Raw genomic sequence first — 13,772 nt, forward strand, 5'->3', positions numbered from 1 at the left:
GTATATGGCATACGACTTCAAGAATCTGGAAGGCAAGCTCGCCGGAGCGAAGGAATGGCTCTCGCGTGAATATCAGGGACTCCGCACCGGCCGTGCAGCACCCGCTATCCTCGACGGCATCTCCGTCCAGGCCTACGGCTCCATGATGCCGCTCAAGCAGGTGGCGACGATCGGCGTCGAAGATGCGCGCTCGCTGCGTGTCCAGGCATTCGATCAATCACTCATCAAGGATATCGAGCGTGCGATCACGCAGGCTGATCTCGGTGTCGGCATCGGCTCCGATGCTTCCGGTGTACGCGTCACATTCCCCGAGCTTACGTCGGAGCGACGCGAGCAGCTCATCAAGCTCGCGAAGAGCAAATTGGAAGATGCGCGCACCACGGTTCGTCTCGCGCGCGAAGAAGCATGGAAGGAGATCCAGGATCAGGAGAAAGAAGGGGGCATGGGTGAAGACGAGAAGTTCCGACTCAAAGAGGAGATGCAGAAGAAAGTCGACGCAGCCAATGAAGAGCTCCAGAAGGTATTCGATAAGAAGGAGACGGAGATGAGTTCATAAACCTGCATGACCACCGTTCTTTTGGTTTTAGGGATCCTCGTATTCCTGATCGTCGTGCACGAGATCGGCCACTTCGTCGCGGCGAAGATCTTCAAAGTGAAAGTCGAGGAATTCGGCATCGGCTATCCGCCGCGTGCATTCCTCATGACCGTCGTGAAGGGGACGGAATACACGCTCAACTGGCTTCCGTTCGGCGGATTCGTCCGTCTGTTCGGTGAGCATGGCGAAACCCACGTGAAGGGAAGCTTCGCGGGTGCGCCGAAATACGCACAGGCAGTCATCCTCATTGCAGGAGTCACCATGAACGCGCTCACCGCATGGTTTCTTTTTGCCGGCGCTCTCGCCGTCGGCGTGCCGCGCGTCATCACGGACCGCGCGCAGATCGAGCATGCACAGCTCTTCGTGAATACCGTCGTCCCGGGTTCTCCTGCAGATGCCGCAGGCATCCGCACCGGCGACGAGATCACACAGATCCTTGATTCGAATGGAAAGCAGGTCGGCCTCACGCCGATGGAAGTGGTGAATTTCATCGGGGACCGCGGAGGCAAGCCGCTCGATGTGACGTACCGTCGTGAGAGCGAGGTCTTCCAGACGACGGTCATCCCGGCGCACGCCGTGGTCTCGCAGGCAGCGGATAGGCCGGCGGTCGGTGTGGGGTTGGTCTTGGTTACCGATGATGCGATGTCAGTCTGGCAGGCATTAAAGGAAGCAGGGCCGCGTACGATGGGGGCATTCCGCGATACGGTGAACGGCTTATGGAAATTGGTGCGTGATGCTGCAGCAGGGGAACCTGATCTTAAAGAGATCGTCGGCCCTGTCGGTTTGGTGGATTTCGTCGGCAACGCATCGCGTCACGGCGTCGGGCACGTACTCGCGCTCGCGGCGTTCATCTCGGTCAATCTCGCGGTCATCAACCTCGTGCCGATCCCGGCGCTCGACGGCGGACGTCTCTTCCTTCTCGGTATCGAAGCGATCATCCGCCGACCGCCGAACAAGCTCGCGGTGCAGCTTCTCAATTTCGCGGGAGTATTGCTCATCATCTTCCTCATGGTGACGGTGACGTACAACGACATTGCGCGGCTTCTCGCATAAAAAATGCCTCGTCCGAGATCGGACGAGGCAAAGTTATTCCATCCAGAATGGCTTGAGTTGATGTTGACGCAAAAGAAAGATCGCGTCATCAAACAATTCTCCAAACGAAGCGCGAAGCTGTGGTTCAGTCATGTTCGCGAGCTTGCACAGCATACTGACCGTTCTGTGATCGACGTCATCCATAAACGGTTTTGCAACATCCTTGCGACTTCGGATTGTGCCGTCCGCCCGCAGGCACTCAACGGCAACGATCGCCATAAGCATTCTGTGAGCATGAGTTCGAGAGACTGGCATTTGATTTCTCCAATCCGGCTAACTGTAAATATAATATCATAGAAAGGTTTCATAGTCAAGTTTGGGGATTCGCTAAAGCCGCGTAGAATAACGATTAATGCGACAGTCTCAATTGTTCACGCGAACGCGAAAGGAAGCTCCGAAAGACGAGGTCGCGAAGAACGCGCAGCTCCTCATCCGCGCCGGATACATCCATAAGGAAATGGCGGGCGTGTATTCGTTCCTCCCGCTCGGCGTGCGCGTCCTCGAGAAGATCAACACCATCATCCGCGAGGAGATGAACAAGATCGGCGGACAGGAGCTCCATATGACCGCGTTGCAGTCGAAGGAATTGTGGGAGAAGACCGATCGCTGGAGCGATGAGGTCGTCGACAACTGGTTCAAGACGGAATTGAAAGGCGGCAGCGAAGTGGGGCTCGGGTTCACCCACGAAGAGCCGCTTACCAACATCATGCGTTCGTTCGTGAGTTCGTATACGGACTTGCCGCGTCTCGCATACCAGATCCAGTGGAAATTCCGCAACGAAGAGCGCGCGAAGAGCGGCATCATGCGCGGTCGCGAATTCCTGATGAAGGATCTCTATTCCTTTGCGACTTCGCAGGAAGAACACGAGATCATCTACGAGAAGGTCGCGAAAGCATACGAAACCATCTTCAAGCGTCTCGGGATCGGCGATATGACGTATCGCACGTTCGCATCCGGCGGATCATTTGCAAAGTACTCGCACGAATACCAGTGCCTGCTGCCGGTCGGCGAGGATACCGTTCATGTCAGCAAGGAAAAGAAGATCGCCATCAATAAGGAAGTGTTGAACGAGGAGGTGCTGAACGATCTCGGTCTTTCGGAAGATGAGCTTACCGAAGAGAAAGCCGTGGAAGTCGGGAACATCTTCAGTCTCAGCACGCGATTCTCTGAGCCGCTTGGTCTCGTCTATAAGGATACGGAGGGTAACGATACGCCGGTCATCATGGGTTCCTACGGCATCGGTCCATCACGTCTGATGGGCGTACTCGTCGAGGCATTCGCGGACGACGCCGGAATCATCTGGCCGAAAGAAGTCGCGCCGTATCAGGTGCATCTCGTTTCCATCACGGGGGGAAACGCAGAAATCGAGAAGGAGGCTGATCGCGTCTATGAGATGCTCGAGGAATGCGGTATCGAAACGCTCTATGACGATCGCGACGTGCGTGCAGGAGAAAAATTCGCAGACGCCGATCTTATCGGCATACCGTTGCGCCTGGTGGTCTCAGAAAAGACCGTGTCCGCCGGGGGCGTTGAAATGACTGAACGAGGCAAGGGCAAGGGAACCCTAGTCGCGGAGAGCGACATAATCGAACGAATCAATGGCAAATAATCATGGACAAGCTGCGACAGTGGAAGGAACGGATATTGGGACTCGTTTCCAATGACATAGGTATCGATCTTGGAACAGCGAATACGTTGGTGTACGTGAAAGGGCGTGGCATCGTCATCAATGAGCCGTCGATCGTCGCGTTGAATCAGAAGACCGGACAGGTGGTTGCGGTCGGTGCCGAGGCCAAGAACATGCTCGGACGGACGCCCCCGCACATCGTCCCGGTGCAGCCGGTCATCGACGGCGTCATCTCAGACTTCGAGATCACCTCGGAGATGCTTTCGTATCTCATCAACAAAGCGCAGGCAGGGCACACCAAACTGCTGGGCCCGCGGGTCGTCGTCGGTGTCCCGTCCGGAATAACGTCGGTTGAAGTGCGTGCGGTGCGCGATGCGGCGCGCGGCGCGGGTGCGCGCGAAGTGCATATCGTCGAGGAGCCGATGGCGGCAGCGATCGGCATCGAGCTTCCGGTGCATGAGCCGACGGGAAGCATGGTGATCGATATCGGGGGCGGCACGACCGACGTCGGCATCATCTCGCTCGGCGGTCTCGTCGTCTCACGCAATATACGTATCGCGGGAGACAAATTCAGTCAGGACATCACGGGGCACGTACGCAATGAGCACAAGATCCTCATCGGCGAAAAGACGGCGGAGGAGCTGAAGATAGCCGGTGCATCGATACTCCGCGGCGATAAGATCGCGATGACGGCGCGTGGGCGCGACCTCGTGACCGGACTTCCGCGCGAGATCGAAGTCACCGATGAGGATATCCGTGCGGCGATCGGGCATAGCGTCGATGATCTCGTCGAGCAGGTGAAAGACGTCATCGAGGCGACGCCGCCGGAATTGCTCGCCGACGTCATGCAGCGCGGTATCTATCTTGCCGGCGGCGGCGCCATGATCCGCGGGCTTCCTGAATTCCTCACCGCCGCCCTCGGTGTGCCGGTGGTCGTCGCGAGCGATCCTCTTACGGCAGTCGTGCGTGGTACGGCAGTCATATTGGAAGACATGGATGCATTCCGTGCCGCGCTTCTCACCAACGAAGACGAGCTCGTGCCTACCGAATAAGGTATGGATCCGCTCTATCGTCCCCGTCGTCGATCGATTGATGCAGACATGCCGCTCTTCGTGGCGTTCATCGCGATACTCTTCGTGGCAGCATTCGTCTTCGGCATCGACAGGATCTCCGGTGGCGCGGTGCGCGGCTATGCGCGCCAAGGTGGCAGCCTGATCTGGGCGACCGCATCTGCCGCAGGTTCCGCAGTCACGGGAAACGGCGTCTTGAGTGCCAAGCAGACGCTCATCGAGGAGAATGAACAGCTGAAAGATGAGATCGCGAAGCGTGACGAAAATGCCATGCGGTATGCAGCGCTCGCCGAGGAGAATGCGGCCCTGCGCGAGCAACTCGGTCTCGTCTCGGAAGAAGGGGTAACGGTTCCGGTCCTTTCTTCGTTCGAATCATCCCCCTATGGCACCTTCCGCATCGGCGGCGGTGCCGCTGCAGGCATCGAAGAGGGAAGTATCGTGCTTACTCCCGGCGGATTCGTGCTCGGCGCGGTTACGTTCGTTTCCCCGCGAACCGCCACCGTCGAAGCGTTCTTCGCTCCCGGAAAAGAACTGCAGATGCAGGTGAATGGCATCCCGTTCATGGCTGATGGTCGCGGCGGCGGGAATGCGCGCGGCGAGATCCCGCGTGATGCGCAGGTCGCACTGAACGATGCGGTGATCGTCCCTGCCTTCGGCGGGCGCACTGCCGGTATCGTCGGTAAGATCGAATCGGCATCATCGAGCGCCTACACGACATTGTTCATACGTATCCCGCGCAATCTGGATTCGCTCCGCTATGTTCACGTACTACCGCTTCAGTAGATTCAGGATATTCCTCGGTATCATCATGTTCACGAGCGCGGTCTTCGCGCCGTGGTGGGTGCCGCTCATTGCCGCCGTCATCCTTTCCTTGCGTTTCCGTGCATGGGAGGTGATCCTGGCGGGCATGTTCATGGATCTCTACTGGATGCCGGCCTACGTTTCTTTTGCTTCGTTCGATTCCATTCCTTTTGCCACGGTTGTCGCGGCAGTGCTGGTTTTCGGTTTAGAACCTATTCGCAAACAACTGCTGGTGGGGCCTGAGATACTCTAATTCATCCCATCTTTGATATAGTGCTGCCCATGTGGCGACGGAAGAAGGTGTTCGTACGCGAGATCGAGCCGGACGAGATATTCCTCGATTCTTCCAATCTCCCGAAACTCGATGCATCCCAATTCGAGGGGCGTGTCGAGCGACCGGTATCCTCGTTCGCGATCCTTGCCGTCGGCGGGATCTTCGGCGTGGTAATGCTCGCGTTCGGTGCGCAGGCATTCAGCCTGCAGGTCCTCAACGGCGAGACGTATGCGGACATCTCGCGTAACAACCGCCTCGAACGCGATGTCATTTTTGCGACGCGCGGTATTCTGACCGACCGCAACGGGAAGGAGCTCGCGTGGAACGAGCTCGATACTGATCCGAATGCGACGACAACGCTACCGTATGCGATGCGTCATTACACCGAGCTGCCAGGCTTCTCGCATCTTCTCGGCTTCGTGCGCTATCCGAAGGCCGACGCTTCCGGATCGTGGTGGCGTGAAGAGTATGTCGGCGTATCCGGCATCGAAGGCGTCTATAACGATCGCATCGCGGGGGAAAACGGCAGTTCGATGGCTGAGACGAACGCACGCGGCCAGCTGGTGCGCGAGGATATCGTCGATCCGCCGGTGGATGGCGAAACGCTGAAGCTTTCGATCGATGCGGACATCCAGACGGAGCTCGCCCGTCGATTGGAAGCGCATGCCGAGAATCAGCGATTCCAAGGAGGTGCGGCGGCGATCATGGATGTGCATACCGGAGAACTCATCGCGCTGGTGAGTTTTCCCGAATATGACAACGATGCATTCGCGAACGGAGATAGTGCGATCGTCGCCGCTGCGAATACCGATGCGCGTACGCCGCTCCTCAATCGAGCGGTGGCCGGACTCTATGCGCCGGGCTCCATCGTGAAGCCGATGTTCGCGGCAGCAGCGCTCGCCGAAGGTATCATCTCGCCGGATAAGGCGATCCTTTCCACCGGATCGATCTCGATACCGAATCCGTATTTCCCGGACAAGCCGTCGATCTTCCGCGACTGGAAGGCGCATGGCTACACCGACATGCGTCGTGCGATCGCGGTCTCCGCCGACGTCTACTTCTACGCGATCGGCGGCGGATATCAGGATCAGAAAGGTCTCGGCATCCGGCGTATCGACGAGTGGGCGAAGAAGTTCGGCTTCTCGACGGTCACCGGCATCGCGCTCGGCGGCGAACCGCTGGGAACCATCCCGACACCGGAGTGGAAGAAAGAGGTATTCGATGATGATTGGCGATTGGGAGATACGTACAACACCGCGATCGGCCAGTATGGATTCCAAGTGACGCCGCTGCAGGTCGTCCGGTTCATCGGCGGTATCGCGAGCGGAAAACTCGTCGTCCCGCAGCTGCTTGCAGGAGGGCAGGGAGCAACGACGGACCTCGGCATCAGCGAAGCGCATCTGAAGATCGTGCGTGAAGGCATGCGCGCAGCGGTGACCGACGGCGGAACGGCACAAGCGCTCAATATGGGCGGAATAGATATCGGCGGGAAGACCGGTACCGCGCAGGTGGGGAATCGCAATCAGTATATGAATTCGTGGGTGGTCGGTTTCTGGCCGTATGATAATCCGAAGTACGCGTTCGCGGTGGTTTTGGAGAAGGCGCCGGCGAATACGCTTTCGGGTGCATCACCTGCCATGGCACCGTTCTTCCAATGGCTGCGGGACAACAAGCCTGAGTACGTGCGTTGATTTTGATATATCGCGGCGGGGAGTATAGTTCGGATACGGACGAGTGATCGTCCTGGAGATCTTTGTATACGAAAAGGAGGAACGACGAGGAGAAACCCTGTCGTGATCATGCGGCAGGAATCTGAAAGGAGACAGGCAATGAAGCGATTGCTGGCGGCTTTCGCTTTTGTGTTGGTGACGGTGTCGGCCTATGCCGAACCGCCACGCCCGTATAACTGCCTCACGTCGAAGGCCGGATGCGAGATCGTGATCCGCATCCCCGACGGCCAACCGGGGCAGATCCTCAAGTTCGAGACCTGCAAGCCTTCATGCGACCCCGCGTATCCGGAGCATCCTTTCAAACCGGGGGAATGCTTCAAGACGTGTGATCGCAATCATAAGGAGCGAGGCTGGGAGACTCATTACATCACTCCTCCTGACGGTGAAGTCTGCAGGAACCGTGACGGCATCGATGAGGCGCTGCGCTGGATCGAGCAGCATAGACCTGGATGGGTCTGGGCCGGCTCGGGATGCGTCATGAACCGATTCGCGGATATGTGATACGAAAGGCCGAGACGATTGTCTCGGCCTTTTTTTGCAGCTTGCGTATAAATGGGGGCAGGATACAATACGGACGCCTCTCATTTTTCTATGATCGCAGACGAAAACACCTATCTCTCTCGCGAGAAATTCGACGAGCTTACCAAGGAATTGGAACACCTGAAGACGGTGCGCCGCCGCGAGATCGCGGAGCAGCTCGAATACGCACGCTCCTTGGGCGATCTTTCAGAGAACGCCGAATACGAAGAAGCGCGTAACCTCCAGGCTGCGACTGAAGACCGCATCCGCGCCGTCGAAGAGCAGCTCTCCCGTGCACGCATCATCGAACACACCAAGGGCTCGAACGTCTCCCTCGGTTCGCACGTCACCATCCAGAAGATCGGCGAGAAAGACGAGCACACCTACGAGGTCGTCGGTTCCGCGGAAGCGAACATGCAGGATCGTAAGATCTCGCATCTCTCCCCGCTCGGCTCCGCGCTCATGGGCAAGAAGAAAGGGGATCAGTTCTCCTTCAATACGCCGAAGGGTGCTCAGAAGTACAAGATCGTTGCGGTCAAATAAAGACTCGCTCGCGGAGTATGCAAAATACTTCTCTCGGGTCGCTATCTGCGCCTGCTGGCGCAGCGCTCAGTCTCGGCCCCGTCGGGCCTGCGAAGACCCTCGTGAAGTATTTTGCACACCCCGTCTCGCTTCGTTTGTGAGGAATGCGAATTCAGAAATACTGTACTTTGTACAGTTATCCACTTGCGTAAGCGGGACTATACGCTACGCTTCCTGCATTAGTTGCTAACAAACGTGCGCAATATGCAAAAGTGGCTTCCCGTAATCGGGCGTGTGCTCATCGGTCTTCTCTTCCTCGGAGGTGCGATGAAATTTATGAATATCGCCGGAACGACGGCGTTCATCGCTTCTGTCGGTCTTCCGATGGCAACCGTGGTGTTCTGGCTCTCGACCCTGCTCGAGGTCGGCGCAGCGCTCGCGATCATCTTCGGTTTCAAGACGCGCATCGCGGCCTGGGCGCTCGTGGCATATACGTTCCTCACGATCGTCTTCTTCCATAATCCGATCGCGGATCAGATGCAGCTGACGCAGGCTCTGAAGAATCTTGCGATCATCGGCGGCCTCCTGCTTCTCATCGTCCATTCGGACAAGAAGGAGATCGCGTAAGCGGATCTCTCGTTGGTTTCGGAAATGCGCGGCCGAAAGGCCGCGCGTTTGCTTGAAGAAGCAGGTGTTTTGGGTGATACTGCCCGCACGCGCCTTTAGCTCAGTTGGTTAGAGCGTTCGATTCACATTCGAAAGGTCTCAGGTTCGAATCCTGAAAGGCGCACCCGTCGTGTGACGGATGCTCGTGTCTTGTGTCGGGCCGTAGTATACCGGTAGTACGTGCGATTCGGGTTCGTAAAGACCGGGTTCGATTCCCGGCGGCCCGACCAAAGACATGATCCCGATCGGCTTATAGCAACCAAACCCACCAAAAAGAAGAACGGTCACAAGAAATTCTGGAAACTCGGTGTCGAGGAATTCAACACCGCGCATTTCGATATCTCTCCGGAGGGGGAGCTGGTGGTGCGCGAGGGCAACTACCAGTACAACATCCATAAGATCGTAAAGAAGTTCGGCACGTCCACCGAGATCGCGTTCCCGACCATCATCGAGAACCGCGTGCGCGATCTCATCGAGACCTTCAACGCATACATCAAGATCCTCGGTTACAAAGGGAAGTTCCACTACCACTATCCGATGAAGGTGAACCAGAACAAGGAGTTCGTGCTTCCTGCCGTCGCAGAGGGCGCGAACCTTGATGTCGCAAGCGCGAACGAGCTCTATCTCGTGAAGAAGATGATCGAGAGCGAGCGGTTCAATGCGAAGATCCGCGTGACGTGCAACGGCCCGAAGACGCCGAAGTACATGGATCTCATCGAGGAGCTGCGCGGCAAGGGGCTCAACGTGGTGCCGATCATCGAGGATTATGTGGAGCTCGAGCGCATGAAGAAGTTCGACGGTCCCGTCGGTATCCGCGTGAATCTCGATGTGAAGATCAAGGCGCACTGGGATAAGAAGTTCAACCGCTTCGGATTCACCGAAGACGAACTCCTGAAGCTCGGCAAGGTGCGCAACCTCACCATCCTCCACTACCACATCTCGAGCCAGATGGAATCGACGGATTCATTCGCAAAGCCGTTGAAGCGTGCGATCGAGCTCTTCGCGAAATTGCGCGAGAAGAATCCCGGACTCGACACCATAGATCTCGGCGGTGGTGCGGCAGTCCCGTATGAGAAGAAGCGCATGTATACCGGCAAATCGCTCATCCAGAAGATCGTAAAGACCGCGAAATCGCATGCCGACAAGATCGGCGTGCGTCATCCGCACATCATCGTGGAATGGGGCAGATATGTCGCGGCTCCCGCACAGATGACCATCTATAAGATATTGGCCGAGAAGACGATCGAGACGAAGAGCGACAAGCAATGGTATGTCATCGACGGTTCATTCATGAACGATCTCATCGATTCGTGGGCGATCCATCAGAAGTGGCACGTCGTCCCGGTGAACGCCATGCATGCGCGCAAGCTCGTGAAGACGTGGCTCGCGGGATCATCATGCGACAGCGATGACAAATACACGGCCGGTGGTACGCATATTCTTCTCCCGTCTCTCGAAAATGTTGAGGAGCTGTATGTTGCGATCCTCGACACCGGTGCGTATCAGGATCCTCTGGCATCACACCACTGCCTTCTCTCTTCACCGGCGAAACTCGTCGTTGCAAATGGGGAGATCAAGCTCGCACGTAAGCGGGAGCTGCCGGAAGATGTAGGTAAGCTTTTCGGGTGGTAACATACGCCCGATAAAACGGGCCGTAGTATACCGGTAGTACGCATGCATGGGGTGCATGTAGATCGGGTTCGATTCCCGACGGCCCGAAAATAGCAAAGCGATTTTCGGGCTGCAGCGATATGCCGGTGGCATGTCGCGGCGGGAATCGAAGGGCGGAGCGGGGCCCGCATCAGCGGATGCGGGTGCGAGCCGGGGTCGCGGAAATTTCCGAGCGTCGGCGAGGAAATTATCCGTGACCGATTCCGACGGCCCGAAAAAAGTGGGGTATACTTTTGTTCATGAATCGGGGATTCCTGATAATCGCGCTTTTCCTTGCGATCGGCATCGGCATGTACTACTACCTGCAGCCGCAGGGTGGCGGGATCGCGAGCGGCGATACCGTTGATGTCATCATCCAGAACCGGCACATGGAGCCGTCGGTAATCCGTACGGAAAAAAGTTCGACCATCACGCTTGTGTTCCGTACCGATGAGGAAGGCACGGTGCTCGTCGAGGATTACAACATCACTGCAGTGACGGCGCTCGGTCGTTCCATCGATATGACCATACCGGCACGCCGATCGGGGACATTCCCGATCGTGATGTATCCGCTCTCCGCACCGAAGCAGAAGATCCAGATAGGGACATTAGAGGTGGCTGAGCCACGCCGAGGCTGGTGATATGCGACGCTTGCTCCGCTACGTACTCTTCATCGCACTCGCACAGGCCGCGGGACTTATCGGTACCATCTTCACGATGGATGCGATCCCGACCTGGTACGCATCGCTTCAGAAGCCGTCTTTCGCTCCGCCGAACTGGGTGTTCGGTCCGGTGTGGACGACACTCTACACACTCATCGGTATCGCGGGCGCTCGCGCATGGGAGCTGCGGACGCGCAAGACGAACGCGGACCGCGGTCTCACCTGGTTCTGGATCCAGCTCTTCCTGAACGCGATCTGGTCGCCGATCTTCTTCGGTGCGAAGAATCCCGGTCTCGCGCTCATCGTGATCGTCTTCATGTGGCTCACGATCGCCATGACGATCCGTGAATTCTGGAAGGCAGAGAAGCGAATGGCGCTGCTGCTTATCCCGTACATCGCGTGGGTCTCCTTTGCTACAGCTCTGAATTACGCGTACTGGACGCTGAACTAGGGCGGAGGCGAGTCGGGACGGTGCGTGTGCCTCTCGAGGGGTCTTTCGCAGCGCGTCGGCGCGAGAAGGCGAATTTTTCAGAGAAAACTTACACGACCCGAGAGAGGTATGCGCACTGCCTCGCGAGCGAAGCTTTTTCATGAAGGTGCGGGTTGCTCATCTTCGATACCTTCGTATCATCGGGTTACGGGCGTCAGGAATTCCTGACGATATCGTCATACCTTGTATAGCAGCTAAGCAGTGAGGAGTATGCAGCAGTCAGTCAAACAGAACATCCATCCTCACGCGCAGCTGTGGGATGCCGGACTCATCTCTCTCCGTGAACTCGAAGCGGAGCGGGGCATCCTTGCGTCGGGGCGCGATGAAGTCTACGGCTGCATCTTCGGTAGGGATTCGCTCATCACCAGTCTCACGCTTCTCGATGTCTACGATCGCACGGAAGATACCTACTTCCTCCACCTTGTCCGTAAGGTACTTCTCAATCTCGCCGAATTGCAGGGCAGGGAAATAAATATCGAGAGCGGCGAAGAACCGGGGAAGATGATCCATGAGTATCGTCCTGAGCGGCACGAGCATCTCACGCAGCATGCGGAAAGCCCGTGGTATCTCTATCCGGATTCCGTGATGCGCAACTACGACACCGTCGATGCGACGCCGCTTTTCCTCATGGCGGTGCATCGCTACTACCGCGCGACCGGTGATCGCGCCTTCATCGACGAGCTGTTGCCGAACGTGCATGCGGCACTGCGATGGATCGAAACATACGGTGATTCGAATGGGGATGGCTTCATCGATTATCGTTTCCATCCGGAGAGGAAATACGGAGGACTGGTCACGCAGAGCTGGATGGATAGTGCGGAGTCGGTTTTCTTCGAAGAGCGCGATGAGAAGCCGCACTATCCGATCGCGCCGGTGGAAGTGCAGGCGTATACCTATCATGCACTCCGCGCATGGGCTGATTTCTTTGCCGGTGATGACGGCTTTCTCTCGGAGAAGCTGAGTACACGCGCGGATGATCTGAAGAGGAAATTCGGTGCAGCGTTCGTCGTGGAAGAGAAGCGCGGCCGCGTCTCGCTCGCATTCGCGCTTGATGGCGAAGGACGGCAGCTCGTCTCGCCGCGTTCAAGCATGGGACATTGCCTGTGGGCATCGTGGCAACCGGAGCAGGGAGCGATGCCGGATTCCATTATCGATGCGGGAATCGTCCCTGACATCGCGCGTCGGCTCATCGCGCCGGATCTCTATGTGCCGCGTGCCGGTATCCGTACGCTGAGCGTCCGCTCGCGCGCGTACGATGCGGATAGCTACCACAACGGCTCCATCTGGCCTCATGATACCGCGATCGTCGCCGACGGACTCGAGAAAGTCGGTTTCCGTGAAGAGGCCAAGAGGGTACGCGCTTCGCTTATGAACGCGTATCGGCATTTCAATACGCCGCTGGAGCTCTTCGTGTACCGGCAGGGGGAGTATCGCGAGTACTGCGGACCGTCCGGCCAAGGAGCGTGCCGCAATCAGGCATGGAGCGTCGCTTCGCTCCTTGCGGTCTTGAAGAGTGATTAAAGCATCACGGAGTTACGCACATCGGGAAGGGTGGACAGGGCGGATTTTGCTATACTGCCGCTATGCAGGCCTTGAAGACCGTCGGACTCCTCGCTCTCGCCGCGGTGCTCGTGGTTGTCGGCATGATCGTCTACGGTCTCGCGCCGAAAATGTCGGCATCCATCCCGCAGCCGATCATCACGAATTTCCAGGAATGCGTTGCTGCAGGGAATCCGGTCATGGAATCCTATCCGGAACAGTGCCGCACGGCAGATGGCCGGCTCTTCGTGAACGATGACGGAGGTGCCGCCGGAGGCACGTTCCCCGCTCAGGGGGAGGGGATGGTGTTCAACGGTTGCGCGGTCGCCGGTTGCAGCCAGCAGCTTTGTGTCTCGGCGGATGAGGCGGCCACCATGGTGACGACCTGCGAATATCGTGCCGAGTATGCCTGTTATCGCGAAGCGTCGTGCGAACCGCAGGCGAACGGAAAGTGCGGCTGGACGGAAACCGCTGAGCTGAAGCAGTGTCTCGCGAATCCTCCGATGATCGAAGGCGGCCTTGAAGTGATGTAACC

16 protein-coding genes and 3 tRNA genes are annotated in these 13,772 nt (G+C 57.5%); 18 read left to right on the top strand and 1 reads right to left on the bottom strand.

Features of this window, described 5'->3' with window-relative positions; all coding sequences use genetic code 11:
* Positions 1-4: 4 nt before the first annotated feature.
* Entirely contained in the window at positions 5-556 is a 552-nt protein-coding gene (gene frr / locus JNK62_03390; protein ID MBL8158551.1) for a ribosome recycling factor, read from the top strand.
* Positions 557-562: 6 nt separating this feature from the next.
* Positions 563-1,648 carry a site-2 protease family protein gene (locus JNK62_03395; protein ID MBL8158552.1) on the top strand — a complete coding sequence of 362 codons (1,086 nt, stop codon included), beginning with the start codon at positions 563-565 and terminating at the stop codon, positions 1,646-1,648.
* A 33-nt stretch (positions 1,649-1,681) separates the two neighbouring features.
* On the opposite strand, the gene JNK62_03400 is transcribed toward JNK62_03395, so the two are convergent.
* Positions 1,682-1,906, bottom strand: coding sequence for a hypothetical protein (locus tag JNK62_03400; GenBank protein MBL8158553.1), 225 nt, complete (start codon positions 1,904-1,906; stop codon positions 1,682-1,684).
* A 133-nt stretch (positions 1,907-2,039) separates the two neighbouring features.
* Here JNK62_03400 and JNK62_03405 point away from each other — a divergent pair, with 133 nt between their 5' ends.
* The 16 genes from JNK62_03405 to JNK62_03480 all read left to right on the top strand — a co-directional run bounded on the left by JNK62_03405 (position 2,040) and on the right by JNK62_03480 (position 13,770).
* On the top strand, positions 2,040-3,296 hold the full coding sequence (locus JNK62_03405) for a prolyl-tRNA synthetase (GenBank protein MBL8158554.1): 1,257 nt from the start codon (positions 2,040-2,042) through the stop codon (positions 3,294-3,296).
* Positions 3,297-3,298: 2 nt separating this feature from the next.
* Complete coding sequence (locus tag JNK62_03410) at positions 3,299-4,366, top strand: rod shape-determining protein (protein MBL8158555.1); 1,068 nt, start codon at positions 3,299-3,301, stop codon at positions 4,364-4,366.
* Between the two features lie 3 nt (positions 4,367-4,369).
* Positions 4,370-5,167: a hypothetical protein gene (locus JNK62_03415; GenBank protein ID MBL8158556.1), complete on the top strand. Its 798-nt coding sequence runs from the start codon at positions 4,370-4,372 to the stop codon at positions 5,165-5,167.
* Positions 5,142-5,438, top strand: a complete 297-nt coding sequence (locus tag JNK62_03420; GenBank protein ID MBL8158557.1) for a hypothetical protein — start codon at positions 5,142-5,144, stop codon at positions 5,436-5,438. The genes JNK62_03415 and JNK62_03420 overlap by 26 nt, the downstream gene beginning before the upstream one ends.
* 29 nt (positions 5,439-5,467) lie before the next feature.
* Entirely contained in the window at positions 5,468-7,150 is a 1,683-nt protein-coding gene (locus tag JNK62_03425) for a hypothetical protein (protein ID MBL8158558.1), read from the top strand.
* 138 nt (positions 7,151-7,288) lie between these two features.
* Positions 7,289-7,690 carry a hypothetical protein gene (locus tag JNK62_03430; GenBank protein ID MBL8158559.1) on the top strand — a complete coding sequence of 134 codons (402 nt, stop codon included), beginning with the start codon at positions 7,289-7,291 and terminating at the stop codon, positions 7,688-7,690.
* A gap of 90 nt (positions 7,691-7,780) precedes the next feature.
* On the top strand, positions 7,781-8,251 hold the full coding sequence (gene greA, locus JNK62_03435; GenBank protein MBL8158560.1) for a transcription elongation factor GreA: 471 nt from the start codon (positions 7,781-7,783) through the stop codon (positions 8,249-8,251).
* Positions 8,252-8,494: 243 nt separating this feature from the next.
* Positions 8,495-8,857 carry a DoxX family protein gene (locus JNK62_03440; GenBank protein ID MBL8158561.1) on the top strand — a complete coding sequence of 121 codons (363 nt, stop codon included), beginning with the start codon at positions 8,495-8,497 and terminating at the stop codon, positions 8,855-8,857.
* Positions 8,858-8,946: 89 nt separating this feature from the next.
* Positions 8,947-9,020, top strand: a tRNA-Val gene (locus JNK62_03445).
* Positions 9,021-9,052: 32 nt separating this feature from the next.
* Positions 9,053-9,126: transfer RNA gene (locus JNK62_03450), tRNA-Pro, on the top strand.
* 133 nt (positions 9,127-9,259) lie between these two features.
* Positions 9,260-10,528: a hypothetical protein gene (locus tag JNK62_03455; GenBank protein MBL8158562.1), complete on the top strand. Its 1,269-nt coding sequence runs from the start codon at positions 9,260-9,262 to the stop codon at positions 10,526-10,528.
* 16 nt (positions 10,529-10,544) lie between these two features.
* Positions 10,545-10,615, top strand: a tRNA-Pro gene (locus JNK62_03460).
* Positions 10,616-10,806: 191 nt separating this feature from the next.
* Positions 10,807-11,187, top strand: a complete 381-nt coding sequence (locus JNK62_03465) for a hypothetical protein (protein ID MBL8158563.1) — start codon at positions 10,807-10,809, stop codon at positions 11,185-11,187.
* A gap of 1 nt (position 11,188) precedes the next feature.
* A complete protein-coding gene (locus JNK62_03470) occupies positions 11,189-11,659 on the top strand; it encodes a tryptophan-rich sensory protein (GenBank protein MBL8158564.1) in 471 nt (156 codons plus the stop codon).
* A 249-nt stretch (positions 11,660-11,908) separates the two neighbouring features.
* The gene (locus JNK62_03475; protein ID MBL8158565.1) at positions 11,909-13,219 is read left to right on the top strand and encodes a hypothetical protein; all 1,311 of its coding nucleotides are present in this window, start codon (positions 11,909-11,911) and stop codon (positions 13,217-13,219) included.
* Between the two features lie 62 nt (positions 13,220-13,281).
* Complete coding sequence (locus JNK62_03480) at positions 13,282-13,770, top strand: hypothetical protein (GenBank protein ID MBL8158566.1); 489 nt, start codon at positions 13,282-13,284, stop codon at positions 13,768-13,770.
* Positions 13,771-13,772 lie beyond the last annotated feature (2 nt).

This window comes from bacterium (assembly GCA_016789445.1).
Taxonomy (GTDB): Bacteria; Patescibacteriota; Minisyncoccia; order Phycocordibacterales; family UBA2100; genus UBA10103.